The organism is Paraburkholderia sp. HC6.4b, assembly GCF_014200875.1.
Classification (GTDB): domain Bacteria; phylum Pseudomonadota; class Gammaproteobacteria; order Burkholderiales; family Burkholderiaceae; genus Paraburkholderia; species Paraburkholderia tuberum.
This window is the reverse complement of the sequence record NZ_JACHDC010000020.1, coordinates 1-21,826: the sequence shown is the minus strand read 5'-3', so window position 1 is coordinate 21,826 and position 21,826 is coordinate 1. Positions and strand designations below refer to the sequence as shown.

General features: G+C 64.4%; 22 protein-coding genes. 9 read left to right on the top strand and 13 right to left on the bottom strand.

The features are described 5' to 3' along the window. Positions 1–31 precede the first annotated feature (31 nt). From HDG34_RS27710 to HDG34_RS27695, 4 genes are read right to left on the bottom strand one after another with little or no spacing between them, the layout of a single operon-like run. On the bottom strand, positions 32–664 hold the full coding sequence (locus HDG34_RS27710) for a DUF2894 domain-containing protein (RefSeq protein WP_184064212.1): 633 nt from the start codon (positions 662–664) through the stop codon (positions 32–34). Then, positions 657–1,310 carry an OmpA family protein gene (locus HDG34_RS27705; RefSeq protein WP_090807091.1) on the bottom strand — a complete coding sequence of 218 codons (654 nt, stop codon included), beginning with the start codon at positions 1,308–1,310 and terminating at the stop codon, positions 657–659. Before HDG34_RS27705 ends, HDG34_RS27710 begins: the two co-directional genes overlap by 8 nt. Then, positions 1,307–3,664 (bottom strand): DUF802 domain-containing protein, encoded by a 2,358-nt coding sequence (locus HDG34_RS27700; protein WP_184064209.1) that lies wholly within the window; start codon positions 3,662–3,664, stop codon positions 1,307–1,309. Before HDG34_RS27700 ends, HDG34_RS27705 begins: the two co-directional genes overlap by 4 nt. Positions 3,665–3,674: 10 nt before the next feature. After that, positions 3,675–4,577, bottom strand: coding sequence for a DUF3348 domain-containing protein (locus HDG34_RS27695; protein ID WP_184064206.1), 903 nt, complete (start codon positions 4,575–4,577; stop codon positions 3,675–3,677). Positions 4,578–4,829: 252 nt separating this feature from the next. On the opposite strand from HDG34_RS27695, the gene HDG34_RS27690 reads away from it, so the two are divergent. After that, complete coding sequence (locus tag HDG34_RS27690; RefSeq protein ID WP_184064204.1) at positions 4,830–6,062, top strand: FAD-binding oxidoreductase; 1,233 nt, start codon at positions 4,830–4,832, stop codon at positions 6,060–6,062. A gap of 173 nt (positions 6,063–6,235) precedes the next feature. Here HDG34_RS27690 and mctP read toward each other — a convergent pair whose 3' ends face one another. Then, positions 6,236–7,717 (bottom strand): monocarboxylate uptake permease MctP, encoded by a 1,482-nt coding sequence (gene mctP / locus HDG34_RS27685; RefSeq protein WP_184064201.1) that lies wholly within the window; start codon positions 7,715–7,717, stop codon positions 6,236–6,238. Next, complete coding sequence (locus HDG34_RS27680) at positions 7,714–7,911, bottom strand: DUF3311 domain-containing protein (RefSeq protein ID WP_090807102.1); 198 nt, start codon at positions 7,909–7,911, stop codon at positions 7,714–7,716. The genes mctP and HDG34_RS27680 overlap by 4 nt, the downstream gene beginning before the upstream one ends. A gap of 240 nt (positions 7,912–8,151) precedes the next feature. Between HDG34_RS27680 and HDG34_RS27675 the strand changes: the two genes are divergently transcribed. From HDG34_RS27675 to HDG34_RS27660, 4 genes are all read left to right on the top strand, one after another. Next, entirely contained in the window at positions 8,152–9,567 is a 1,416-nt protein-coding gene (locus HDG34_RS27675; RefSeq protein ID WP_184064198.1) for a cache domain-containing protein, read from the top strand. After that, on the top strand, positions 9,564–10,217 hold the full coding sequence (locus HDG34_RS27670; protein WP_184046652.1) for a response regulator transcription factor: 654 nt from the start codon (positions 9,564–9,566) through the stop codon (positions 10,215–10,217). The genes HDG34_RS27675 and HDG34_RS27670 overlap by 4 nt, the downstream gene beginning before the upstream one ends. 50 nt (positions 10,218–10,267) lie before the next feature. Continuing rightward, on the top strand, positions 10,268–10,810 hold the full coding sequence (locus HDG34_RS27665) for a hypothetical protein (RefSeq protein WP_184064195.1): 543 nt from the start codon (positions 10,268–10,270) through the stop codon (positions 10,808–10,810). A 124-nt stretch (positions 10,811–10,934) separates the two neighbouring features. Beyond that, complete coding sequence (locus HDG34_RS27660) at positions 10,935–11,141, top strand: hypothetical protein (RefSeq protein WP_260321366.1); 207 nt, start codon at positions 10,935–10,937, stop codon at positions 11,139–11,141. A 33-nt stretch (positions 11,142–11,174) separates the two neighbouring features. On the opposite strand, the gene cls is transcribed toward HDG34_RS27660, so the two are convergent. From cls to HDG34_RS27640, 4 genes are all read right to left on the bottom strand, one after another. After that, positions 11,175–12,449 (bottom strand): cardiolipin synthase, encoded by a 1,275-nt coding sequence (cls, locus tag HDG34_RS27655; RefSeq protein ID WP_184064192.1) that lies wholly within the window; start codon positions 12,447–12,449, stop codon positions 11,175–11,177. Positions 12,450–12,600: 151 nt separating this feature from the next. After that, complete coding sequence (locus HDG34_RS27650) at positions 12,601–13,107, bottom strand: hypothetical protein (RefSeq protein ID WP_184064189.1); 507 nt, start codon at positions 13,105–13,107, stop codon at positions 12,601–12,603. 22 nt (positions 13,108–13,129) lie between these two features. Next, complete coding sequence (locus HDG34_RS27645) at positions 13,130–13,963, bottom strand: H-NS family nucleoid-associated regulatory protein (RefSeq protein WP_184064186.1); 834 nt, start codon at positions 13,961–13,963, stop codon at positions 13,130–13,132. Between the two features lie 211 nt (positions 13,964–14,174). After that, on the bottom strand, positions 14,175–14,513 hold the full coding sequence (locus tag HDG34_RS27640) for a hypothetical protein (protein WP_090807114.1): 339 nt from the start codon (positions 14,511–14,513) through the stop codon (positions 14,175–14,177). 412 nt (positions 14,514–14,925) lie between these two features. On the opposite strand from HDG34_RS27640, the gene HDG34_RS27635 reads away from it, so the two are divergent. Then, positions 14,926–15,177: a hypothetical protein gene (locus HDG34_RS27635; protein ID WP_184064183.1), complete on the top strand. Its 252-nt coding sequence runs from the start codon at positions 14,926–14,928 to the stop codon at positions 15,175–15,177. A gap of 53 nt (positions 15,178–15,230) precedes the next feature. Here HDG34_RS27635 and HDG34_RS27630 read toward each other — a convergent pair whose 3' ends face one another. From HDG34_RS27630 to HDG34_RS27620, 3 genes are all read right to left on the bottom strand, one after another. Then, positions 15,231–16,304, bottom strand: a complete 1,074-nt coding sequence (locus tag HDG34_RS27630) for a DUF6765 family protein (RefSeq protein WP_184064180.1) — start codon at positions 16,302–16,304, stop codon at positions 15,231–15,233. Positions 16,305–16,580: 276 nt separating this feature from the next. After that, positions 16,581–17,042 carry a DUF488 family protein gene (locus tag HDG34_RS27625; RefSeq protein ID WP_184064723.1) on the bottom strand — a complete coding sequence of 154 codons (462 nt, stop codon included), beginning with the start codon at positions 17,040–17,042 and terminating at the stop codon, positions 16,581–16,583. A 103-nt stretch (positions 17,043–17,145) separates the two neighbouring features. Next, positions 17,146–17,496 (bottom strand): FKBP-type peptidyl-prolyl cis-trans isomerase, encoded by a 351-nt coding sequence (locus HDG34_RS27620; protein ID WP_373685682.1) that lies wholly within the window; start codon positions 17,494–17,496, stop codon positions 17,146–17,148. A gap of 251 nt (positions 17,497–17,747) precedes the next feature. Between HDG34_RS27620 and HDG34_RS27615 the strand changes: the two genes are divergently transcribed. From HDG34_RS27615 to HDG34_RS27605, 3 genes are all read left to right on the top strand, one after another. Then, entirely contained in the window at positions 17,748–19,604 is a 1,857-nt protein-coding gene (locus tag HDG34_RS27615) for a helicase-related protein (RefSeq protein WP_184064177.1), read from the top strand. Then, on the top strand, positions 19,601–20,215 hold the full coding sequence (pdeM, locus tag HDG34_RS27610) for a ligase-associated DNA damage response endonuclease PdeM (RefSeq protein ID WP_184064174.1): 615 nt from the start codon (positions 19,601–19,603) through the stop codon (positions 20,213–20,215). The genes HDG34_RS27615 and pdeM overlap by 4 nt, the downstream gene beginning before the upstream one ends. A gap of 219 nt (positions 20,216–20,434) precedes the next feature. Next, positions 20,435–21,826: hypothetical protein (locus HDG34_RS27605; protein ID WP_184064171.1), on the top strand; the 1,392-nt coding region annotated here is incomplete at its 3' end.

Sequence of the window (21,826 nt, the reverse complement as noted above, 5' to 3'; positions counted from 1 at the left end):
TCCAACCGCCGTTAGCGCATCAGCGCGCCTATCAGCGCACCTTCTTGCGAACGCCCTTGCCGGTCGTCGCGGCGCGCGGCGCTTCCTTCTCGAGCGGTGCGCCGCCGTTCATCTGCTCGAGCCACGACAGCGTATCGACATACGACAGAAATTGCTTCAGATATTCCGGCGACAGCTCGCGCATCAACGACAGCGCGCGATGTACGAGGCTGCTCGAATTGAGCGGCCCCGCGTTGCCTGGCACCTGCGCGAGCGACTGGCGCAACTGCTTTTCGGTGCGCAGTTTGGACCAGACTTCGCGGAAGTAGTCGACTGCGGGCAGATCGGGATAGGCGGCAGCGCGCGGAGCATCGGCGCGCGCGTGGTGGCGGGCGAGGCGTTCGATCAGCGCCGCGAGCGTGGCGTCGTTGGCCGCGTTGGCTTCACCGGACGTGGCTTGCGACGCGCTCTCGTCCGCAGCGGCACGCTCGACCTCGGCCGTATAGTCGGCCAGCAGTCCTGCCAATCGTTGCTCGAGCACTCGTCGCGGCTCGCCGCTGTGCTGTGCCGCGCGCCGCGTAAGCGCGTCGAGCAGATGAAAGCGCACCGGATCGAGCCGAGCCGCGCCGCTCGCGCGCCATGCATCGAGCCTCGCGCGAGCCGCGTGGATCGCGTCGTCAAGCACCGGACTTCTCCGCTGCCGCCGCACTCGACGGCCGCGGCACCGGCGCGATTTCGACGCGGCGGTTTTTGGCGCGGCCGGGTTCGTCGGCATTCGAACTGACCGGCTGCTCCGAGCCGAACGCCGCCGCAAACACCGACGACGCCGACACGCCCTCGTCGATCAGCGTGCGCGTAACCGTCAACGCGCGCTGCGCCGACAGCTCCCAGTTATCGGCGAAGCGTCGATTGCCTTCGCGCAGGCGTTGATCGTCGGTGAAGCCGCTGACCATCAGGATCTGATCGCTCGCGCGCAGATACGCGGACAGCGGCCCGGCGAGACTCTTCAGCAGCGCGCGACCCTCAGGCTGCAGCTGGGCGGAGTTCAGCGCGAACAGCACGTTGCCGCTAATGCCGATGCGCCCATTGACGAGCGTCACGCGCCCCGCCGCGAGCGGTCCCGCGAGTGCCTGTTCGAGCGTCTTGCGGCGCTGCGTTTCAGCCTGGCGCTGCTTGACCTCCTGCTCGAGCTTGCTCGACAGTTCGAGCTGCACGCCGATCACGCTGACCAGAATCAGCACGAACGCGCCGACCAGCACCGACATCAGATCGCCGAACGCGGCCCAGATCGGCGCGGAGGTTTCCACGCCGCCGTCGATGTCCTCGCTCATACCGCGTCGGCTCCGGCGCTCGCGCGCTGCGCGGCCAGCAACTGCAGGTCTTCGACGATCTGCTTCTGCGACATCACGCTGAGGTCGACCACGTCACGCGCCTGCGCGACGTAGTAGGCGAGCTGTTCGTCGCTGCGCGCGAGCGATTTGTCGAGCGCTGCTTCGATGCGTTCGAGATGTGCGACGAGCTTGTCGTTCGCTTCGCCGAAGGTGTGCACGGCCGCGCCGAATGCTTCGCCGAGGCTCGCGACTTCGACCGCGCTGCCGGTGACCTGCGCGGCGACCGTGCCGAGCTTGCCGGTCTCGTGCTCGAGGTGTTCGGTGAAGCGATTGCCGACGCGTTCGAGCAGACCCGCCGACGTCGAGACCAAGGCATCGACGGCCGTGCGTTGCTCGGTCGACGCGTGGGTGACTGCGTCGAGCAGCGTCTCCAGCGTGGCGAGCAGACGACTGCGCTCTTCGAGCATCGCGGTGTCGCGGACCATGCTGTCGGAGAGCTTCTGGCGCAGTTCCGCGACGACTTCGGCAGCGGCCTTCGGCGCTTCGGACGCCGCTTGCACGAGGCGCCCGATTTCGGCGATCGTCGCGCTGGCATGCGTTTGCGTCTGCGCGGAGATATCGCGTGCGGTTTGCGCGAGTGCGTCGCAGATTTGCTGCTGACGGGTCGCGGTTTGCGAACCTGTTTGCTGCCATTGTTCGTCGAGCTTTGCGGTCATCGCGGCGAGCGCTTCGGTCCATGCCGCGAAGCGCTGTTCGTCGCGCGCGGCGAGTTCGGCTTGCAGGTTTGTCGCCGCCTTCGGTGCTTCAGCCGCGGCTTGAACCAGTCGATCGATTTCGGCGATCGTCGCGCTGGCATGCGTTTGCGTCTGCATGGAGATATCGCGTGCCGTTTGCGCAAGCGCGACGCAGATCTGCTGCTGATGGCTGGCGGCTTGCGCACCCCTCTGCTGCCATTGTTCGCTGAGCTTCGCACCCATCGCGTCGAGCGCCTCGGCCCACGCGCCCAAACGCTGCTCGTCGCGCGCGCTCAGTTCGGTCTGCAAGTTCGCATGCGAGCTACCGACCGCGCTCAGCAACGCCGCGGCATGCTGCTCGAACGTCGCGGCGGCGCGCGCCAAGGCCTGTTCGTTGTTGGCGGCGAGTTTGTCGCCCGCGCTTTGCTGCTGAGCCAACGCGTCGCCCCAGGCCTGCGAGATGCCGCTCGCCGTCGCTTCGAGCCGCGCGGATACGCCGTCGAGCAGCGCGAGCGAGCGCTGTTCGAACGCTTCGGCAACGCGTTCGACCGAAGCGCGCTGTTGCGCGGCCAACTCGTCGCTCGCCTGCCGATGTCGGGCGAGCGCGCTGTGGCAAATTTCGGCGACGTTCGCGCTGGTCGCCGCGAAGCCGCTCGACATGCCGTCGAGCTGGCGCTGCACGGCCTGGGTGACCGCGTCGTGCAAGGCGGCGGTTTCGCGCGAGAGGCCGGCCATCGTCGCTTCGACGACCGGCTGCAGGGCCTTGCCGGCGGCCTGCGCGCTGCCGGCCACGCTGTCCTTCAGCGACTGCTCGATCACACCGGCGAGCCGCAGATAGGCGGCTTCGGTGCGGCCGTAAAACGCGTCGAGGCTCGCGATCTGCCGCTCGTTCGACGCGGCGCTCTGCTGTTCGAGCGCGCTCATCATCGTCTGCAGACGTTCGACCAGCAGCGGCGTCGCTTCGGCCTGGCGTTGCAGCAGCCGGAAGCTTTCTTCGCGCTGATGGCTCTGCGAGTAGATGCGCAAAGTCGTCGCGATCTTCGCGTCGAGCTGTTGCGCCGCTTCGAGCCGCTCGCGGCGGGACAGCGCGGACAGCAGCCCGAGCATCGCGGACGTCGCGACACCCGCGATCGACGTGCCGAACGCGAAGCCCAGCCCCTTGACCGGCGCGGCCAGCGATGCGCGGATCGCCTGCAGGTCGCTCGCGCTCTCCAGCGCAAGGCCGGTGCCGCGCAGCGTCATCACCATGCCGAGCAGCGTGCCGAGCATGCCGAGCAGCACTAGCAGACCGACCAGATACGGCGTCAGCGCCGGTCCCGGCAACGCGACGCGCTCGCCTTCGACGCGCAGCCGCACGCTATTGCGCAGACTCGGATGGACAGGTTCGAGAAACGCGCCGAGGCTCGGCGGTGGTCCGGACAACGCGGCGAGCGCGCCTGTCAGCGTGGCGGTCGCCTGACCATAGCGGCGCAATTCGAGCGCGCCTAGCACGTAGAAGACGCCGATCAGCAGCGTGACGACGAACGCGAGCGGATTGGAAACGGCATAACCGACGGCGATCCAGCACGCCGCGGAGAGCCCCGCGAGAAATACAACGAGATCGATACGATATCTGGACATGGGGTCCCAGTTAGCAGGCACGAAGAGCCGCGAGCAGCCCTTCGACCGGTTGAAAACGAACCTCCAGCTCGGCCAGCAAAACGCTCTGCATGTCCTTGCGGAAGACGTCGAGCCACGCCTCGGACGCGAGCGGCACGGCAGCGTTGCCGCCATCGGTCGACCTGGCGAGCCGCGTGGCTGCGGTGCTTGCTTTGACGTGAGCCAAGGCTGCTTCCAGCTGCGTCGCTGCAGCGCCGGCTTCGACTTCGGCCGACTGCTGCCGCGTGGGATCGGCATCGGCGGCAACTTCGGCCGCTGCTTCCGCCTCCGCCAACCTCCGCTTCTCACCCTCGCGCAAGCGCTCGAAGTGCCCGCCGAGCAACCCGGGCACCACGCCGAGCAAACTCCGCTCGCGCTCGCCGAGCGCACGCTCCATCACCGCATCGACGACCGCGAGCCGCGCGAGCGACGGCGCCTGCGTCGCCAGCAGCGCGCGCAGCCGGCCACGCAACGTGCCGATCGACGTTTCCATCGACTGCTGAAGCGCGAGATAGCGCTGTCGGAACACCGCGTAGTCGGCCTGCGTGTCGACCGCCACGCGCGGCGCCGACATCCGGGCGGACGACGGCGACGGGCCACGCCGCCGTGAGCCGGCGAGCACGCTATCGCTCGCGATTGCGCTCACCAGCGAGCGGCGCACGCGCGCGCACTCTTCCTCTTCCGCACGGCCGAACGCGCGCGCGCCACCAGCGACGGACGGCGGCTTGCCATCCAGCGCCGACGACAACGCGATCGCGTCGGTCCAGCCGAGCCACTGGCTCAGCCGATCCGCCAGCGATTGTCGCGATTCGGCGACGTCGGCCTCGGCGAGACGGGCCAGTAAGCGAACGAGCGCAGGCCCAGTGAGGGCGCTGCGCTGAGGGGCTTGCAACATACCACCGGACGCAAAAAAGTCAGCAGTCTACACGCTGACGCCAGCGAGTCCGAAGTCGCCCGCTCGATCGTGCGTCGAAAGACACGGTTTTGCCCGATCGAACCTGGCATTCGGGCGTTTTCCCGAGCGCGGCTTTTTTGCCAATAGCGAAGCGGACCTATCCCTGTATAAGATGAAAGCTGGCGCCTCGCCGCGCACGAACACGGCGGAGCGTCGACAACACACAGAACACACGCAAGGCGGACAGGGAGCATGAAATTCGATACCGTGGTGCTCGGCGCCGGCATTGTCGGGGTGTGCGTCGCCGTGCATCTGCAGAAACGCGGCCGCGCGGTTGCGCTGATCGACCGTAAGCAGGCGGGCAACGAGACCTCGTTCGGCAACGCCGGGCTGATCCAGCGCGAAGGCGTCTATCCGTACGCGTTTCCGCGCGGGCTCGGCACCCTGCTGCGCTACGCGCGCAACCAGTCGCCCGACGTGCGCTATCACGCCGACGCGATGCTGCAGGTTGCGCCGTTCCTGTGGCGCTACTGGCGCAACTCGCATCCGGCGAAGCACGCGGAAATCGCGAAATCGTACGCGACGCTGATCGAGCATTGCGTCAGCGAACATCGCGCGCTTGCCGCGGACGCCGGTGCCAGCGCGCTGCTGCGGCCGATCGGCTGGATCAAGGTGTTTCGCCATGCCGCCGCGCGCGACGCCGAAACCAGCCTCGCCGAACAGTGGCATCGCGAGTACGGCGTCGAGTTCGAAACGCTCGACGCGCCGCGCCTGCAACAGCTCGAACCCGATCTCGACAAGCGTCTGCAAGGCGGGCTGCGCTATCCGCAATCCGATTCGGTCAGCGATCCGAACGCGCTCGTCACCGCATACGCGCGGTACTTCGAAGCGCTCGGCGGACGGTTCTTCATCGGCGATGCCGATACGCTGCGTGAAGGCTGGCAGGTCGAGACGCGGGACGGGGCGATCACGGCCGAGTCGGCGGTGATCGCGCTCGGACCGTGGTCGGATCGCGCGAGCACGCGGCTCGGGTATCGGCTGCCGCTCGCGGTCAAGCGCGGCTATCACATGCACTACGCGCCGCGTCGGAGCGCGCGGCTCAACCATCCGATTCTCGACGTCGAACACGGCTATGTGCTCGCCCCGATGGCGCGCGGCATCCGTTTGACCACGGGCGCCGAAATCGCGCGCCCCGAGGCGGCCAAGACGCCGGTGCAACTCGACGCGGTCGAGCCGATCGCGCGCACGCTGTTTCCGCTCGGCGAACGTCTGGATGCCGAACCGTGGATGGGACGCCGCCCCTGCACGCCGGACATGATGCCGATCATCGGGCCCGCGACGAAACATCAGGGACTGTGGTTCGCGTTCGGCCATGCGCATCATGGTCTGACGCTCGGACCGGTGACGGGGCGGCTGATCGCCGAGATGATGACCGGGGAGCAGACGCTGGTCGATCCGCGGCCGTTTCGAGTCGAGCGGTTTTAGCCGGATGGTCTGAGGCCCGCTCGAAATCCCCGCCTTCATCGCGCAATTATCGTCATCTCACGCCAAAACCCCTCACGGCACACCTCCGACCACGCCGCCAGCCGTCGAAGCAATAAAAAACGCCGCGCGCCAACAGCCCCGCGGCGTTCTTCATCGAGCCGGACAACCGTCGATCAGGCCGTCACGGCAGCCCGTCGCGGCGACACTGCCGACACCGCGAAGCTCACGACGATATTCGCGACGAGCGCGATCAGGCCGATATACAGCGGATAGTTCTCGTGGCCGAAATGCAGGCCATACACCGGCTTGAGCCCTTGCGAAATCGCGAGGCCCGTGCCGAGCACGATACCGACGAGCCAGCCGACGAACAGACCCGGCGTGTTCAGACGGCGCGTGTACAGCGTGAACACGATGGCCGGGAAAATTTGCAGAATCCACACGCCGCCGAGCAGTTGCAGATCGATCGCATACTGCGTCGGCAGGAACACGATGAACAGCAGTGCCCCGAACTTGACGACCAGCGAAACGATCTTCGCATTGGCTGCCTCCGCCTCGGGCGAGATGTTCGGCGACACCAGCGGACGCCACAGATTACGCGTGAACAGATTCGCCGCGCCGATCGACATGATCGCGGCCGGCACCAGCGCGCTGATCGCAATCGCGGCAGCCGCGAAACCGACGAACCACGACGGGAACAGCGTGCCGAACAGGGTCGGCACCACGTCGCTTGCCGACTTCACGTTCACGCCAGCGGCGATCGCCATATAGCCGAGCAGCGCGATCAGGCCGAGCAGCACCGTGTAGGCCGGCAGGAAGATCGCGTTCTTGCGCACCGTCTTTGCCGACGCCGACGACAGCACCGCCGTCATCGTATGCGGATACATGAACGCGGCGAGCGCCGAACCGAGCGCGAGCGATGCGAACGCCGTGTACTGATTCGGCTTCAGCAGGATACCGGTCGCGCCGCCCTTCGCCTGGAAGTGCGCATCGGCCAGTGCGAACACGTGCCCATAGCCGCCGAGCTTCACCGGAATCAGCCATACCGCCGCGATCACGACGATATAGATCATGATGTCCTTGACGAACGCGATCATCGCCGGCGCGCGCAGGCCGCTTGCATACGTATAGAGCGCGAGGATCACGAACGCGACGATCAACGGCAATTCGCCGCTGACGCCCAGCCCCTTGATCACGACCTGCATGCCCACCAGCTGCAGCGCGATATACGGCATCGTCGCGACGATGCCGGTCAGCGCGATGGCGGCCGGGAACCACTTGCCGCCGTACTCGCCGTGCACGTAGTCGGCCGCGGTGATGTGGTTCTTCGCGTGCGCAACCTTCCACAGCTTCGGCATCACTGCGAACACGAACGGATAAACGATGATCGTGTACGGCAGCGCGAAGAAGCCATACGCGCCCACCGAATAAACGAGCGCGGGCACCGCGATCACCGTATAGGCGGTATAGAAATCGCCGCCGACGAGGAACCACGAAATGACCGTGCCGAACTGCCGTCCGCCGAGACCCCACTCGTGCAGCTGAGTCAGATCGCCGCGTTTCCAGCGCGCCGCAAAAAAGCCGATCACCGTGACGAGCACGAAGAACGCGATGAAGACCGTCATCGCAACCGGGTTCACAGGATTCAGATCGCTCATTTGAGACCTCGATACACGATGTAAATCAGCAGCGAGGTCAACGGCACCCACAGAAACTGATACCAGTAGAAGAACGGAAAGCCCGCGAGCGGCGGATGCGTGTCGTTATAGAACGGCAGCCACAGCAGCGCGATATAAGGGATCAGCAAAATGAGCCAGAGCCATGAACGGCCGGCCGAGGGGGAGGTCTCCACGAACGTCTCCTGAGTATTATCGACAGCGCGCGCGATGGCTCGTGGCCCGACGCGCAAATGCCCGGTTGCCTGAGGTCAGGCGGAAAATCGGGGAACGTCGCACACTCGAGCGCCAGGCCTCGCGCGGCGCGGCATGCGACGGGCATGTAGTATTCGCCTTCGCGCGCCTGCTTTCAAGCGCGCAACTACGTAAGCCGTCTACGTAATATTACGTAGCCCGTTGACTGGCTTTTTTCAACGATGAAACTCAAAGCAAAGATAGTGCTGCTCGCGATCGTGCCCTTTCTGGCGGCGATCGCCAGCATCGAGACGGGCGTGCGCCGCGAAGCGACCGCACTCGCCGAGCGGCAGCACGCGACCACCCAGGCCGCGTACATGGCGAGTAAGGAGATCGAGCTCAAGCACTACGTCGAACTCGCGACGACTGCGATCGCGCCGCTCTACGAGGCCGGCGGCGACAACGCACGCGACGACGCGCTGCTGCGCACGCGTGCGCTCGCGGTGCTCGAAAAGATGAATTTCGGCGAGGACGGCTACTTCTTCGTGTACGACCTGCACGGCCGCACGCTGATGCATCCGCGCGAGCCGGATCTGGTGGGTCGGGATCTGTGGTCGTTGCGCGATAGCCATGGCACGCCGACGATCCAGCAGCTACTCGCCGCAGCCGCGCGCGGCGGCGGCTATGTGCGCTATCTGTGGCATCGGCCGTCGACCGGCAAGGAGGAGTCGAAACTCGGCTACGTGGTGCCGCTCGAACGCTGGGGCTGGATGCTCGGCACCGGCATCTATCTCGACGACGTCGACACGACGCTCGCGCACATCGACGAGGAGGCCGCGGCCAATATCGATCGCACGATGAAGTGGATCGACGCGATCGCGGTGGCCGGCCTCGCGGTCATTGCGCTGTGCGCACTCGTGCTGAACGTGACCGAATATCGCAGTGCCGACGCGAAGCTGAAGCGGCTCGCGCAGCAGGTCGTCGAGTCGCAGGAAAACGAGCGAGCGCGCCTGTCGCGCGAATTGCACGACGGCATCAGCCAGATGATGGTGTCCGTGAAGCTGCTGCTCGAATCGGCGCTCGCGCGGCTCGAACGCGGCGACGCACGCGTGCCCGCCGCCGAGGCCGCCCTGTCCACCGGACTCACGCGGCTCGGCGATACGCTGCGCGAAGTCCGGCGCATTTCTCATGCGCTGCGTCCGTCGATGCTCGACGATCTCGGCGTCGCGGCCGCCCTCGAACAACTGACGCGCGAACTCGGCGACGAGTCCGGCATCGCGATCGGCTTCACGCAGATCGCGCATACGCATGCCGCCACGTTGCCCGACACGGTCAACACCGTGCTGTTTCGCATCGCCCAGGAAGCGCTGACGAACATCGTGCGACATGCGCAGGCGTCGAGCGCGGCGCTTGCGCTCGAGGTTTCGCGCGATGCGGTCACGCTGACGATCTCCGACAACGGCCGCGGCTTCGACGTGACCGAAGCATTCGTCGGCGGACGTGAAGGTGTCGGCCTGCGCAACATGCGCGAACGGCTCGAAGCGCTCGGCGGCACGCTGTCGCTGAACTCGCAGCCGGGGCACACCGTCGTCGCCGCGCGCGTGCCGCTGCCCACGACGCATGCAACGGTGCCGTCCCTGCAGGAACTCTCATCATGAACGACACGACCTCTCCTTCCATCGCGCGTCTGCTGCTCGTCGACGATCATCCGCTCGTGCGCGACGGTCTGCGCGCACGGCTCGAAGCAGTGCGCCACTTCGAAGTGGTCGGCGAAGCGGGCGACGCGCAGCAAGCGCTCGCGCTGGCCGAACGACAGGCGCCGCATCTGGCGCTGATGGATGTCGGCATGAAAAGCGGCATGAACGGCATTGCGTTGGCGGGCCTCTTTCACGAGCGCTTTCCGGCGATTCGTGTGCTGATGCTATCGATGCACGACAACCTCGAATACGTGACGCAGGCGGTGCGCGCGGGCGCGAGTGGCTACGTTCTGAAGGATTCGCCGGCGCTCGAAATCATTCAGGCGATCGGCGCGGTACTCGACGGCAAGACGTTCTTTAGCGCGGAGATCGGTGCTCGACTGATCCAGGCGTCGGCAACGCAATCGCCGGTCGAACGCTTGACGCCGCGCGAGCGCGACATTCTCGATGCGCTTGCCGAGGGACTGTCGAGCAAGCAGATCGCGCAGCGCAACGATCTGTCGGTGCGAACCGTGGAGACGCATCGGCTGAATCTGAAGCGCAAGCTCGATATCGAAGGACAGGCCGAGTTGATCAAGTTCGCGGTCGAGAACCGGCGCAACAAGCGTTGAGGTTCGCGGGCGCGCGATAATGAGCGGTCCACACCTGGAGCGACCACGGCATGAAGCGCGTGTTCGAACTGAGTCTTGCCGGTCTGATGATTTGCGTGGCCACGGCTCGCGTTGATGGCGAACCGGCGCGCGTCAATCGCGGCCACGATCCATTCCTCCAGATATCCAAAGCGATCGCCGATTGCCCAACTCCGCTTGGCCCATTCGAAACCGAAAAGGAATGGCTCGACGAGAGCCATTACAGAATCGAACGCGGCAATAGCTGCTGGATCGAAGGCCGTTGCCGTTTGCCGAACGCGTATCTGTACGACGCGGAAATCGCCGAAAGCGTGCAACGGCGTCTCGCGAATCTGAACGTCGCGACGCACTGGCGCGAGCAATCGACGCTATGGCTCACGCTGCAACGCCGCTTTATCTACGTCGAAGGCTGCGTCGCGCCGGGCTTCGACAAGAAGACTTTCCTCACCGAACTCGCCAAAACGGCGGACGTCGAGCGCGTGATCGACAACACGATCACCGATCCTCACGCCGCGCAGTTGCCTTACCGCACCCAGGCGGACCCGGACAAGCCCGTGCTCAATCCGGGCAATTAGCGCGGTAGTCTCGGCTACTCCGACATCCACGCGTTCGGCGGCGAAATCAACACGCCCAATCTCGATGCGCTGGTGCAATATCCTCGCGCTGCCGTGAGCGGTGCATCGACTATATCGACACCAGTTGGCGCTGATCGAACGCAGCATCGCGCAAGCGCTCATACGACGCCGGCTCGACGACCGTCCGGTCACGCAACAACTGCGCGGCTTTGCCAATGCGTATCAACACGCAAAGGCGCGCCTCGTCGATGTGGCTGCCGTTGAACGCCGCAACGGCAAGCGAGCAGTGCGCCCCGACGTCGAGGCGTATCTGAGCAGCGCCGTTCACTGATCCGTCGGCGCTTCGTCTCGTTCGCACCGGCATTCAAAGCTGCGTGTCCAGTAGCCGCACGAATTTTTCGACGAGCTTCTCGGTGAACGAACGCCGCGTCCATGCTTCGAGCGTGACGCGCTTCGACTTCGCGATGTCGTCGTCGAACGCGGCGGTCTGCTGCGTGGCGAAATCACGGTCGTAGATGTTCAGGTTCGCTTCGTCGTTCAGCTTGAACGAGCGGCTATCGAAGTTCGTCGAGCCGACCGACACCATGTACTCGTCGACTACCAGCAACTTGCAATGGAACATGGTCGGCTGGTACTCGTAGATCTCGATGCCCGCTTTCAGTAGATCGCCCCAACACGCGCGCGACGCTTCGCGCACCGTGTGCGTGTCGATGCGTTTGCCCGGCGTGACGATCTGTACTTTCACGCCGCGTTTCGCGGCTTCGACGATCGCGTTGATGGTGAGCTTGTCGGGCACGAAGTACGCGCTCGCAAGCTGCAAACTGCGCGTGGCGGCGGTGATGGCCATCAGATACATCAACTGCATGTCGTCACTGCCGCCCGACGGCGAACTGCTGAACATATGCGCGAGACCCTGGCCCGCTCCTTTCGGCTCGGCATCGATGTGCGGAAAATACTCGGGACCGTGCAATACGCTGCTGGTCGCCTTGATCCAGTTGTCCATGAACACGGCCTGCATATGGCCGACCACTGGACCCGTCACGCGAAAATGCGTATCGCGCCAATGCTTTTCGTCCTGCGCATTGCCAGTCCACTCCGGCGCTATGCCGACCCCGCCGGTAAAACCGATCCGGCCGTCGATCACCAATAGTTTGCGGTGCGTACGGTCGTTCATGCGACCGAGTCCGGTCCAATGCGGCTTGTGATACCTGACCACTTCGGCGCCGGCCTCCCGCAGCAGTTGCAGATAGTGCCGATCCATTTTCGACGAACCGACCCAGTCGAGCAGTACATGCACGGCGACACCTTCGCGCGCCTTATCGGCCAGCGCACGCGCAATCTGTCCGCCGATCTCGCCAGACCAGTAAATGAACGTTTCAAATGTGATGGTTTCGCGCGCCGATCGAATGCCCTCGAGCATCGACGGAAAGATCTGGTCGCCGTTGAGCAGCATCTCGAAGCGATTACCCGGCACCACGGGTGGACCGAGCAATAAACCCATCGAACGAAGGAATTGCGGATCTTCGCTCTTATAAAGCCGCTCGATTCTGTGTTCTATTTTCTTCTCGCCGCTCGACAGATTGGCGATCAGGAGAACGATCACGAGCGTGACGAACGCGGTAATAGAAATGGTCAGCATGCGTGGCCTCGATGGCAGGCGGCGGGTCACGGCATACGAGTCCCGCATCCGGCGGGAGAATGCCGCACTCGTGCCTGGCTTTCACTATCAGCACGTCATGCACGGCGCGTGCCCGGATCAGGACCGCGCCTTGCTTTCTGGTTCCAATGCTTTATCTGACCAATGCAAACGCCTCGCGGCTTGCGATTTCGCCCGCGCCGAATACGCCGATGACCGTATAGTCCGATGCCACGCATTCGAACGTCGATGCCTGAAACGTAATGACGAAATGCCGCCGCGCCGGTGCCTCGGGAGCAATGGCGACGGAGTCTGTCGCCACGGCGGCAATCTCGGCGCATAACGACGAATTGACGACTTCATGCACCGCGCAGCCGACGAGACCTTGGGCCGCGAGCGGATGAATGGCGAGATCGTCACCGCCCGGCGGCCCGAGACGGTGAAAGATGGCGTCGGCGAACAGCACCGCGCAAAAAGGATCGTCGTCGGGATCGAATGGCCCGAACCGTTCAAAGTCCGACTCCGCGATGGGATAAGTGAGGATCACGCGGCGATCGCTGGCGACGATGAATGGTTCGGCGGCATCGGCTGCCGGACGAGGAGCGGAGTCCAGCAGGAAGACCTGATCTTCCTGCCGGGGTGCATCGAACGTGCTAACCATCTACTTCACGACTCCACGGCTATTACGCGCTTGCTTGCGTCTCTGGCGTTTGGGGAGCCGCCGCGACGGGTGCGGCCGTACTCTTTGCAGCAGCCTTGCGCGCCGGTGCTTTTCTTGCCGCCTTCACAACGCTTTTGCGGCCGGCGGTCTTCTTCACCGCGGCTTTCCGGCTTGCCGGAGTTGCCTTTCTGGCTGCGGTCTTTTTCACGGCCGTCTTGCGCGTTGCTTTTTTCGCCGCGGTCTTCTTGCCTACCGCACTCGCGGTCGCTTTCGCCTGGCTGCTCTTTGCCGCCGTTTTCGCCGCTTTCGGAGCGGCAGCCATGCTCGCGCCATCGATCAGGAATTTGCTGCGGTCCTTGACGGCCGCGAGCCATGCCGGCGCCGGACCGCGGCCGCTCCAGGTCGCGCCGGTTTTCGGATTCAGGTACTTCGGCGGCTGGGCGCCTTTCGGCTGTCCTTTGCCGCCCTTCGCGGAGGGAGCAGCCGCGGGCTTGCTTGCGCTCGCAGCGTCGATCAGGAACGCCGTGCGGTCCTTCACGCCGGCGATCCAGCCAGGCGCGCGGCCGTGCCCCGTCCAGGTCGCGCCGGTTTTGTGGTCGCGATACTTCGCCGGGGTTGCCGACCTGGCGGCTTTGCTCGTGCCCGCAGGTCTTCCGCGACCCGCCGGATTGCCATTCAGACCTTGCGCGGCACGTCGTGCCTTCGCCTGTGCTTCGATATCGGCAGTCGTGAGACCGTGCTTGAGCATCAATTCGCGAATCTGGTCGACCGCGGCTTGTGCTTTTCTGGCAATGAGAACGTCAGCTTGCTCCTGGAGCTTCTTAAGCTTGGCTTGGATTTGCTCTAACGAAGGCATTTGATTGCTCCTTATGTGGTAATCGTCGAACTATGCCATGAATGACGGAAGAAAGGCAGTGTATTGACCTATCCCGAGCTTCAATACATCGATACGAGCACCGATGCGGCGTTCAAATAACGAAGCTTTCAGGTTTTTTACCGGGTCATCGAAGCTTTCTTCCTTTTCCTTCCCTCCTGATTCTTCTTTTTCATTTCGGTTCCACCACCACTCAGATAGGTGTAAAAACGACGACCTGGCGATCGGCAATGTACCTCACACTCCGTATGAAGCGGTAGTGTTGACCGTCCGCCGTTATCCGGTTCAGGCCCAGGCGGGTCAGTACCAGCATTTCATCTGCCTGGAAAGCGTCGACGACGCCGGAATCCGTTAAATCCTCCAATGCCCCGGATGGATTTCCGACATAAACGCTGCGCGCCTGCTTGCCGATCCGCATCACGACCACGCTTTTTCCCTCGTCGAGCGCCAATTCGAGAAAGCTCGCGAGCGTGCGCAACGACTCCGGCGTACAAGTCCTGGTCTGATAGATCGCTGCATTCGATGGCGTCATTTGTGTTTCCCCGTCATCCGCATCGGCGACAGAAAGGGGCGCCGCCGTGCTTTCTGGCATTAGTCGCTTCTACTATAGCCAGGCCTTTGGATATTCAAAGGAGAGTAGTCCACTTTTTATTTGAAAACGGACTTTTTTCGTGGCCCGCTATAGCGAACGGATTCAAGCATGCGCGAAACGCCACTGACGACGCGTGCAAAGACACGGCCCCGGCTCCGGCAACGTGCCGTTACGATCTTGCAGCACCTGTTGCTCCTGTACCGGCCAAGTCCATTTACACTTCGTCTCCGTGCCCAGCGGCGGACGTATGGCCAATAGAGAGTCCTTTGTCAGCCGCCATGCTCGCGGCGGCTATTGAAATGGACGCCGGGCCACCCTAATTCCGATCCACTCAAACACGATGGTACTTGCAATGAAAGCTGGTTTTATTCAGATCGCCCTCGGGGCAATGGCAGTCTCGTTGGCAATGGCCGGCACCGCGAACGCGGCCGGTTGCCTGAAAGGAGCGGTAGTGGGCGGCGTCGCCGGGCACTATGCGGGACATCATGCGGTGGTCGGCGCGGTCGGCGGCTGCATCGTCGGACGGCACATGGCCAAAAAGCACGCCGAAGAACAGCAGGCGGCGACTCAGGCTGCGCCGCATCAGCAAGCCCGATTGCAGTGACTGGAGAATACGGGCGCCGCCGCAAACGTTCGCACGCGCCCTGCTCCGATCACTTAGGCAATGCGTAATCCGCGCGCGGGCAAGATCTCCTGAGTGGTCACGAAACGGTGCTGTTTGACCGCGTCGTGAAAGAGCCGGTAGTCGCTCTTCTCGAAGGCGGTCGTCCACTCCGGTCTGTCCCCGGTGTCGTCATCGCACAACAAACCAGTGGCCTGGTACTTCCACGATCCTTGTCCTTTGGCGATATAGCCGGGCACGGGTTCTTTCAAACCTGGAATACGGCCTGCATTCACCCATTCGCAAACGGTTCTCAGACGCAGGTTGTCGTCCGGTTCGCGGTTCGTATCGAGCAGCCGGGTCAGCGCGTCTTTAACGTCGTCCGGCATGCCTGGCTGGTTTTCGAAATCTTCGCGTCCGGCCAGATAAGCTCGCACAACACGACAACTCATATCCGCCGCCTGCACGAAATCCGGCAAATTATGTCGTGAGATGAAGTGATTGCGGCCGTCGATGTAATGCCAGCGCGCCCATGGCTGGTCGGGATAATGCAACGCGGCGCCATGGCCGACCGGCAACGCGATCGTCAGAACGTCCTCCTCGACATGCTCGATCAGATGCGCGACCGCTAGTTCAAGGCTCGCGAGCCAGCCTTTGCGCGTGCAATCCTGTGCCTCGAGAAGATGCACGCGATTCCACGGGCTTTCGATGCCCGCGAATCCCTGGTGCGCCCACGTATCGACATAGGTATGAAGCGTCACGCCGAGCCGGTGCAACGCGGTCTCCGAATCGCGCTGCCGGATCGCGCGCCGCACGACTTCGCGCGCAACTTCACTGTCGGGCCGGCAAACCGCCTTTTCCTCGAGACTTTCACCCTCGCCAGCCGGCAGAAAATGGAACGGCGTCCACACGAGCCGGTTCTGGTCGTTCTCGGTATTGGCGTAATCGAATAACTTGTGCGCGGTCGCGAATCGCTCGAATGTCTCGCCGCCTTTGAACCGCAGTATGCCGCTCGTCGTTGCGTCGTCGACATATTGGCAGGCATGCGCGATGGTTTGCGCATCGCCGGCCGTCATGCCGCCGACGCGCGCGGCAATGTAGACCACGCCGTAATGAAAGTCGATGTTCATGGCAAGCGCTCCTGGCGCGCATAATCACGGCCGGTTCGTGGCCGGCGATAGGGCGAGACGAATAGAGGGAGCTGCGCGTGAGTAGATAGTAGACGAGCGAGCGGCACACGCATTGAAAAAACATGCGTACTGGACGCGCTTTTCCACGTTTCGCGCCACGCAACCATTCGGGCTACTGAAGGAAACGCGGGCGCGGCCGGCGAGATGTAACCTGCCGGCACGGAAAGCCGCCGGCCAATGAGGCGGAAAAACGTAACCTGGCCCGATCGGCGCCGGTCAGGTCAAATGTGTAACGGAAAGACGACTATTCCAGTGCTGGTTCAGATATTCGAGCGCAAACATCCGGTGGCAATGATGTGGTAAATGTTCACTGCAAAGCAGGCAACCCGATTCGAATAGCGCGATATCCAGATTACTTTCCACGCGGCGGCGCGCGATGAGGTCGAAATATTCCTCCCGAAAGTTCTCCCAGCTCAATTGCTTGCCCTGGTAGCGTTTGAGCAGGTCCGGCTCGGGAGCCAGTTCCGGTATTTCCACGTACGCCGCATTGCACAACTGCTCGAGAAAGTAAGGCAGATCCTGCTTTTTCGCAAAGCCCGCGAGTTGCGACGTGTTGTTCAGGCGAACGTCGAGCACCGTGCGCACATGGGCGTCCTTCAGCAAACTGAAGAATTTCTGGGCGCTCTTGCCGGTAAAACCAATGCTGGCCACCTGCACGCTACTTTTGTCACGTTTCATGGTGAATCCCCTGGCAGGCCATTCGGCGCCCATAAAAAAGCCTCGCTGCGATTGGCGCAGCGAGGCTCGGGTGTCAGTGCATCTTTAGCGCCGCTCGCGTGCTTTATTTGACGATGTCGACCAGTTCGACTTCGAAGGTCAGATCGGTATTCGGCGGAATCGGGCCGACGCCGCGATCGCCGTATGCGGTCGCCGCCGGGCACGTGAGTCGCGCCTTGCCGCCGACTTTCATCTTTTGCACGCCTTGCGTCCAGCACGGAATCACGCGATTGAGCGGGAACGTGGCCGGCCCGCCATGCTTGGCCGAGCTATCGAATTCGGTGCCGTTGGGCAGCGTGCCGCGATAGTTGACCTTTACCACGTCGGTCGCGGACGGTTGCGGGCCCGTGCCTTGCGTCAGATGTTCGACGATGACGCCGGACGGCAGCTTCTCCGTGGTCGGCGCGGCAGCCATCGCGGTCGAGGACAGAACGGCTGCGGCCAGCAAAGCAACGAGTGATTTCAAAGCGAATCTCCAGTGGGGTAGTCCGTTTGATTGTAACGGATCGGGTGTCGGCCGAGGCTCCCACATATTGCCCGATGCCGCGGGTCGTTGCGCGCCCATCAGGAACCTCGCTGAGCCGTCGCGCGACCCCGCGGTCCACATGAACGTCCGGCGCGAGTCGCCGGCAAGCGAATCCGCCACACTTGTTGAGAGCGCTTTCGATGACCGAGCCGGCCCATTCCGACGACCCCGCTTACGATCTCTCCGCAGCGCCAGCCCCCTCCGACGAGCGCGTTCGCGCGCCAAGGCCGCGCCGGATTCCGCGCAGCCGCGCGCAACACGCGCGGCTCGATGCGCGCGAACCCGCGTTCGAACCGCTACCGTTCCCCTCGTATTCACTTGACGACGCGCGCCGCCCGTTCGCCGACAAACTCGCGCTCGCGCGTCTCACCCATTGGCGGCCCGGCTTGCAGGTGTGGGGGCTGTCGGCGACGCTCGGCAATCTGTCGTTCGCGACCGAGGTACTGCTCGCGCCGGTCGCGACGCCGCGCGTCAGCGTGCACGGCGCGCTGCCGAAAGCACTGATCGTCGACACGATCATTCCCGACACGATCGAGCGCTTTCCGTGGGGCGGTCATATGGGCATGCGGCAGGTCGATGCGGTCGCGCGCGCGATCGACGAAGCACGCACGTCGCTCGTCTTCACGAACACGCGCTCGCAATGCGAGGTGTGGTACCAGGCGCTGCTCGAGGCGCGCCCCGAGTGGGCCGGAGTGATCGCGCTGCATCACGGCTCGCTCGATCAGCAGGTACGCGAGTGGGTCGAACGTGGGTTGAAGAACGGCTTGCTAAAGGTTGTCGTGTGTACGTCTAGTCTCGACCTCGGCGTCGATTTTCTGCCGGTGGAACGCGTGTTCCAGATCGGCGCGACAAAAGGCGTCGCGCGCTTGATGCAGCGCGCGGGCCGCTCGGGACATGCGCCCGGTTTGCCGTCTCGCGTGACGATCGTGCCGACGCATGCGCTCGAATTGATCGAAGCGGCGGCCGCGCGTGAAGCCGTCGACAAGCAGCAGATCGAAAGCCGCGATACGCCGCAAAAGCCGTTCGACGTGCTGGTGCAGCACCTCGTCACCGTTGCGATCGGCGGTGGCTTCGACGCGCTCGAGCTGTACGATGAACTTCTGCATACCTATGCATATCGTGATCTGACGCAGCAGGAGTTCGACTGGACGCTGGGTTTCGTCGAAGGCGGCGGCGCGACGCTGCAATGGGCCGGCAGCCGCATGCCGCTATGGTCCGAGCTCGCCGACGCCACATTGACGATGCTCGCGCGCGCCGCCGACGGCATCTACGACGAACCGGAATTGCGCGCGGTGCGGCCGCTGCTCGAATTGCAGCAGAAGTGGTCGGCGTTGCCCGAGCCGGGCGTACTCGTCGTCGAGCTGCTCAAATCGCGCGAGGGTCACCGCTTCTTCTGCTATCCGTTCGCGGGACGCATTGCGCATATCGGACTTGGCGCTCTGCTCGCGTGGCGAGTCGCGCGCGACAAGCCCGGCACGTTTTCGATTTCGATCAACGACTACGGTTTCGAATTGCTGTGCGCGCAGGCTTTCGATTGGGCCGCGCAAATAGAGAATGGCTTGCTTTCACCTGACGAACTCGATCACGACATTCTTGCGAGCCTCAATTCGTCCGAACTCTCCTTGCGACGTTTTCGCGAGATTGCACGAGTGTCGGGACTCGTGTTTCAGGCGCATCCGGGACAGCAGAAGAGCGCGCGGCAATGGCAGGCATCGAGCGGGCTTTTCTACCAGATCTTTCGTCAGCACGATCGCGGCAATCTGCTGCTGGGCCAGGCCGATACCGAAGTACTGCTGCAGGAACTCGACGTGCGGCGCATTCGTTTTGCGCTCGAACGAATGAACGCGAACCGCGTCGTGCTCACGCGGCCCAAGAAGCCGACCCCGTTGGCGTTTCCGTTGATCGTCGGACGCCTGCGCGAAAAAGTCAGCACCGAGAAGCTCGCCGATCGCGTCGAGCGAATGCTGGCCGAGCTCGAACGGGCGGCGCAACGATGAAGCCGACCTCGCTCGCGATCAACGTCGGCGGACGACCTCTCGTGCTGTCAAGCTTGCGCGCATGTTTCGATCCGGCGCTGCGCGCGCGCGGCATTCCAGTGCCGACTGGTTCGACCGCGGAGAATCTGCTGCGGATCGAACGTCTGATCACCGAGTTCGAGCCGGCGACGCTGGTGTTTCTCGGCGATCTGCCGCATGCGCGCGAGTCGCTGTCGACGCTCACGCTCGATGCGTTGAATGCGTGGCGCGCGCGGCATGCGTCGAGGCGCGTGGTACTCGTCGAGGGCAATCACGATCGGCATGCCGGTGCGTTGCCGCTTACGTTGGATGTCGAGTCCGTGCGCGAGCCGTGGCATATCGGGGCGTGGGCGCTGCGCCATCGCCCGCATGCGGTCGATCACGCGTATGTGCTCGCGGGGCATGTGCATCCGGTCTTTCGGATCGCGACGCGGACCGATTCAGTGCGTGTGCCGTGCTTTCGCTTTGGGATCGATCGGGGGGTGCTGCCGGCGTTCGGTAGTTTTACCGGAGGCGCGCGTGAGACGGGGCGCGTTCTGGGGGAGAGGGTTTTTCTGGTGGTACAGCAAAGAGTGATCGAGTTGAGGAGTTGAGTGGACGGCGGGGGCCGTCCATTTTGTTGCCTGGTTGGTTTTTTGTTTGCGGAATGGTTGGCCGGTTCGCTGGCTGGGTTTTTTGCTGGCTCTTTCGCTGCAAACTCCCCGCGGCGCGCGAGTGCGGTCGGTGTGGAGGCCGGGCGGCGCCGGCCTCCACCCTCGGGAGCCCCGCAAGGTTCGCGGGACTCCTGCCACTGGTTAGTGGTTGCCGCCGCCGTGGCCACCATTGCCGGAGCCACCGCCGCCGTAGCCGCCACCGTGGCCGCCGCTGCCTTGACCGCCGCCGTTGCCGCCGTTGCCGCCACGGCCACCGTGGCCTCCGTTGCCGGAACCGCCGTTGCCCTGGCCGCCGCCTTCACCACCATGGCCGCCGTGGCCGTAGCCGCCGTTGCCCTGGCCGCCACCGCCTTCACCGCCATGGCCGCCGTTGCCGGAACCACCGTTACCCTGGCCGCCGCCTTCACCACCATGGCCGCCGTGGCCGGAGCCCTGGCCGCCACCGCCTTCACCGCCATGGCCGCCGTTTCCGGAACCACCGTTACCCTGGCCGCCGCCTTCACCGCCATGGCCGCCGTGGCCGGAGCCGCCGTTGCCCTGGCCGCCACCGCCTTCACCGCCATGGCCACCGTTGCCGGAACCGCCTTTGCCCTGGCCGCCGCCTTCACCACCATGGCCGCCGTGGCCGTAGCCGCCGTTGCCCTGGCCGCCACCGCCTTCACCGCCATGGCCACCGTTGCCGGAACCGCCTTTGCCTTCGCCACCGCTGCTGCCGTGGCCGCCGTCACCATGACCGCCGTCACCATGACCGCCGTCACCGTGACCGCCGTCACCGTGGCCGCCGTCACCGTGGCCGCCGTCGCCATGACCGCCGTCGCCATGACCGCTGGCGCCGTGGCCGCCATCGCCATGACCGCCGTCACCGTGGCCGCCGTCGCCATGACCGCCATCGCCGGCACCATCACCGCCGTGCCCATGGCCATGGCCGCCATCGCCGTCACCATCACCACTGTGGCCATGTCCATGGCCGCCGTCGCCGTCACCATCACCACCGTGGCCATGTCCATGGCCGCCGTCGCCGTCACCATCGCCAGCGTGACCATGACCATGACCGTGACCGCCATCGCCGTCACCGTCACCACCGTGGCCATGACCATGGCCGCCATCGCCGTCACCGTCACCACCGTGGCCATGACCATGACCGCCATCGCCGTCACCATCGCCAGCGTGACCATGACCATGGCCGCCATCGCCGTCACCGTCACCGCCGTGGCCATGGCCGTGGCCGCCATCGCCGTCACCATCGCCGCCGTGCCCATGGCCATGGCCGCCGTCGCCGTCACCATCGCCGCCGTGGCCATGGCCGTGGCCGCCATCGCCGTCACCATCGCCGCCGTGCCCATGGCCATGGCCGCCGTCGCCGTCACCATCGCCGCCGTGGCCATGTCCATGGCCGCCATCGCCGTCACCATCGCCGCCGTGCCCATGGCCATGGCCGCCGTCGCCGTCACCATCGCCGCCGTGGCCATGACCATGGCCGCCATCGCCGTCACCATCACCGCCGTGGCCATGACCATGGCCGCCATCGCCGTCACCATCGCCGCCGTGGCC

Coding starts and splice junctions, on each gene's coding strand:
- HDG34_RS27700 (WP_184064209.1), bottom strand. CDS start 3,664: ATGTCCAGATATCGTATCGATCTCGTTGTATTTCTCGCGGGGCTCTCC.
- HDG34_RS27620 (WP_373685682.1), bottom strand. CDS start 17,496: ATGGCTGCCGCGCCGACCACGGAGAAGCTGCCGTCCGGCGTCATCGTC.
- HDG34_RS27640 (WP_090807114.1), bottom strand. CDS start 14,513: ATGACGCCATCGAATGCAGCGATCTATCAGACCAGGACTTGTACGCCG.
- HDG34_RS27630 (WP_184064180.1), bottom strand. CDS start 16,304: ATGAACATCGACTTTCATTACGGCGTGGTCTACATTGCCGCGCGCGTC.
- HDG34_RS27675 (WP_184064198.1), top strand. CDS start 8,152: ATGAAACTCAAAGCAAAGATAGTGCTGCTCGCGATCGTGCCCTTTCTG.
- HDG34_RS27650 (WP_184064189.1), bottom strand. CDS start 13,107: ATGGTTAGCACGTTCGATGCACCCCGGCAGGAAGATCAGGTCTTCCTG.
- HDG34_RS27705 (WP_090807091.1), bottom strand. CDS start 1,310: ATGAGCGAGGACATCGACGGCGGCGTGGAAACCTCCGCGCCGATCTGG.
- HDG34_RS27625 (WP_184064723.1), bottom strand. CDS start 17,042: ATGAAACGTGACAAAAGTAGCGTGCAGGTGGCCAGCATTGGTTTTACC.
- pdeM (WP_184064174.1), top strand. CDS start 19,601: ATGAAGCCGACCTCGCTCGCGATCAACGTCGGCGGACGACCTCTCGTG.
- HDG34_RS27690 (WP_184064204.1), top strand. CDS start 4,830: ATGAAATTCGATACCGTGGTGCTCGGCGCCGGCATTGTCGGGGTGTGC.
- HDG34_RS27670 (WP_184046652.1), top strand. CDS start 9,564: ATGAACGACACGACCTCTCCTTCCATCGCGCGTCTGCTGCTCGTCGAC.
- HDG34_RS27665 (WP_184064195.1), top strand. CDS start 10,268: ATGAAGCGCGTGTTCGAACTGAGTCTTGCCGGTCTGATGATTTGCGTG.
- HDG34_RS27645 (WP_184064186.1), bottom strand. CDS start 13,963: ATGCCTTCGTTAGAGCAAATCCAAGCCAAGCTTAAGAAGCTCCAGGAG.
- HDG34_RS27635 (WP_184064183.1), top strand. CDS start 14,926: ATGAAAGCTGGTTTTATTCAGATCGCCCTCGGGGCAATGGCAGTCTCG.
- HDG34_RS27615 (WP_184064177.1), top strand. CDS start 17,748: ATGACCGAGCCGGCCCATTCCGACGACCCCGCTTACGATCTCTCCGCA.
- mctP (WP_184064201.1), bottom strand. CDS start 7,717: ATGAGCGATCTGAATCCTGTGAACCCGGTTGCGATGACGGTCTTCATC.
- cls (WP_184064192.1), bottom strand. CDS start 12,449: ATGCTGACCATTTCTATTACCGCGTTCGTCACGCTCGTGATCGTTCTC.
- HDG34_RS27695 (WP_184064206.1), bottom strand. CDS start 4,577: ATGTTGCAAGCCCCTCAGCGCAGCGCCCTCACTGGGCCTGCGCTCGTT.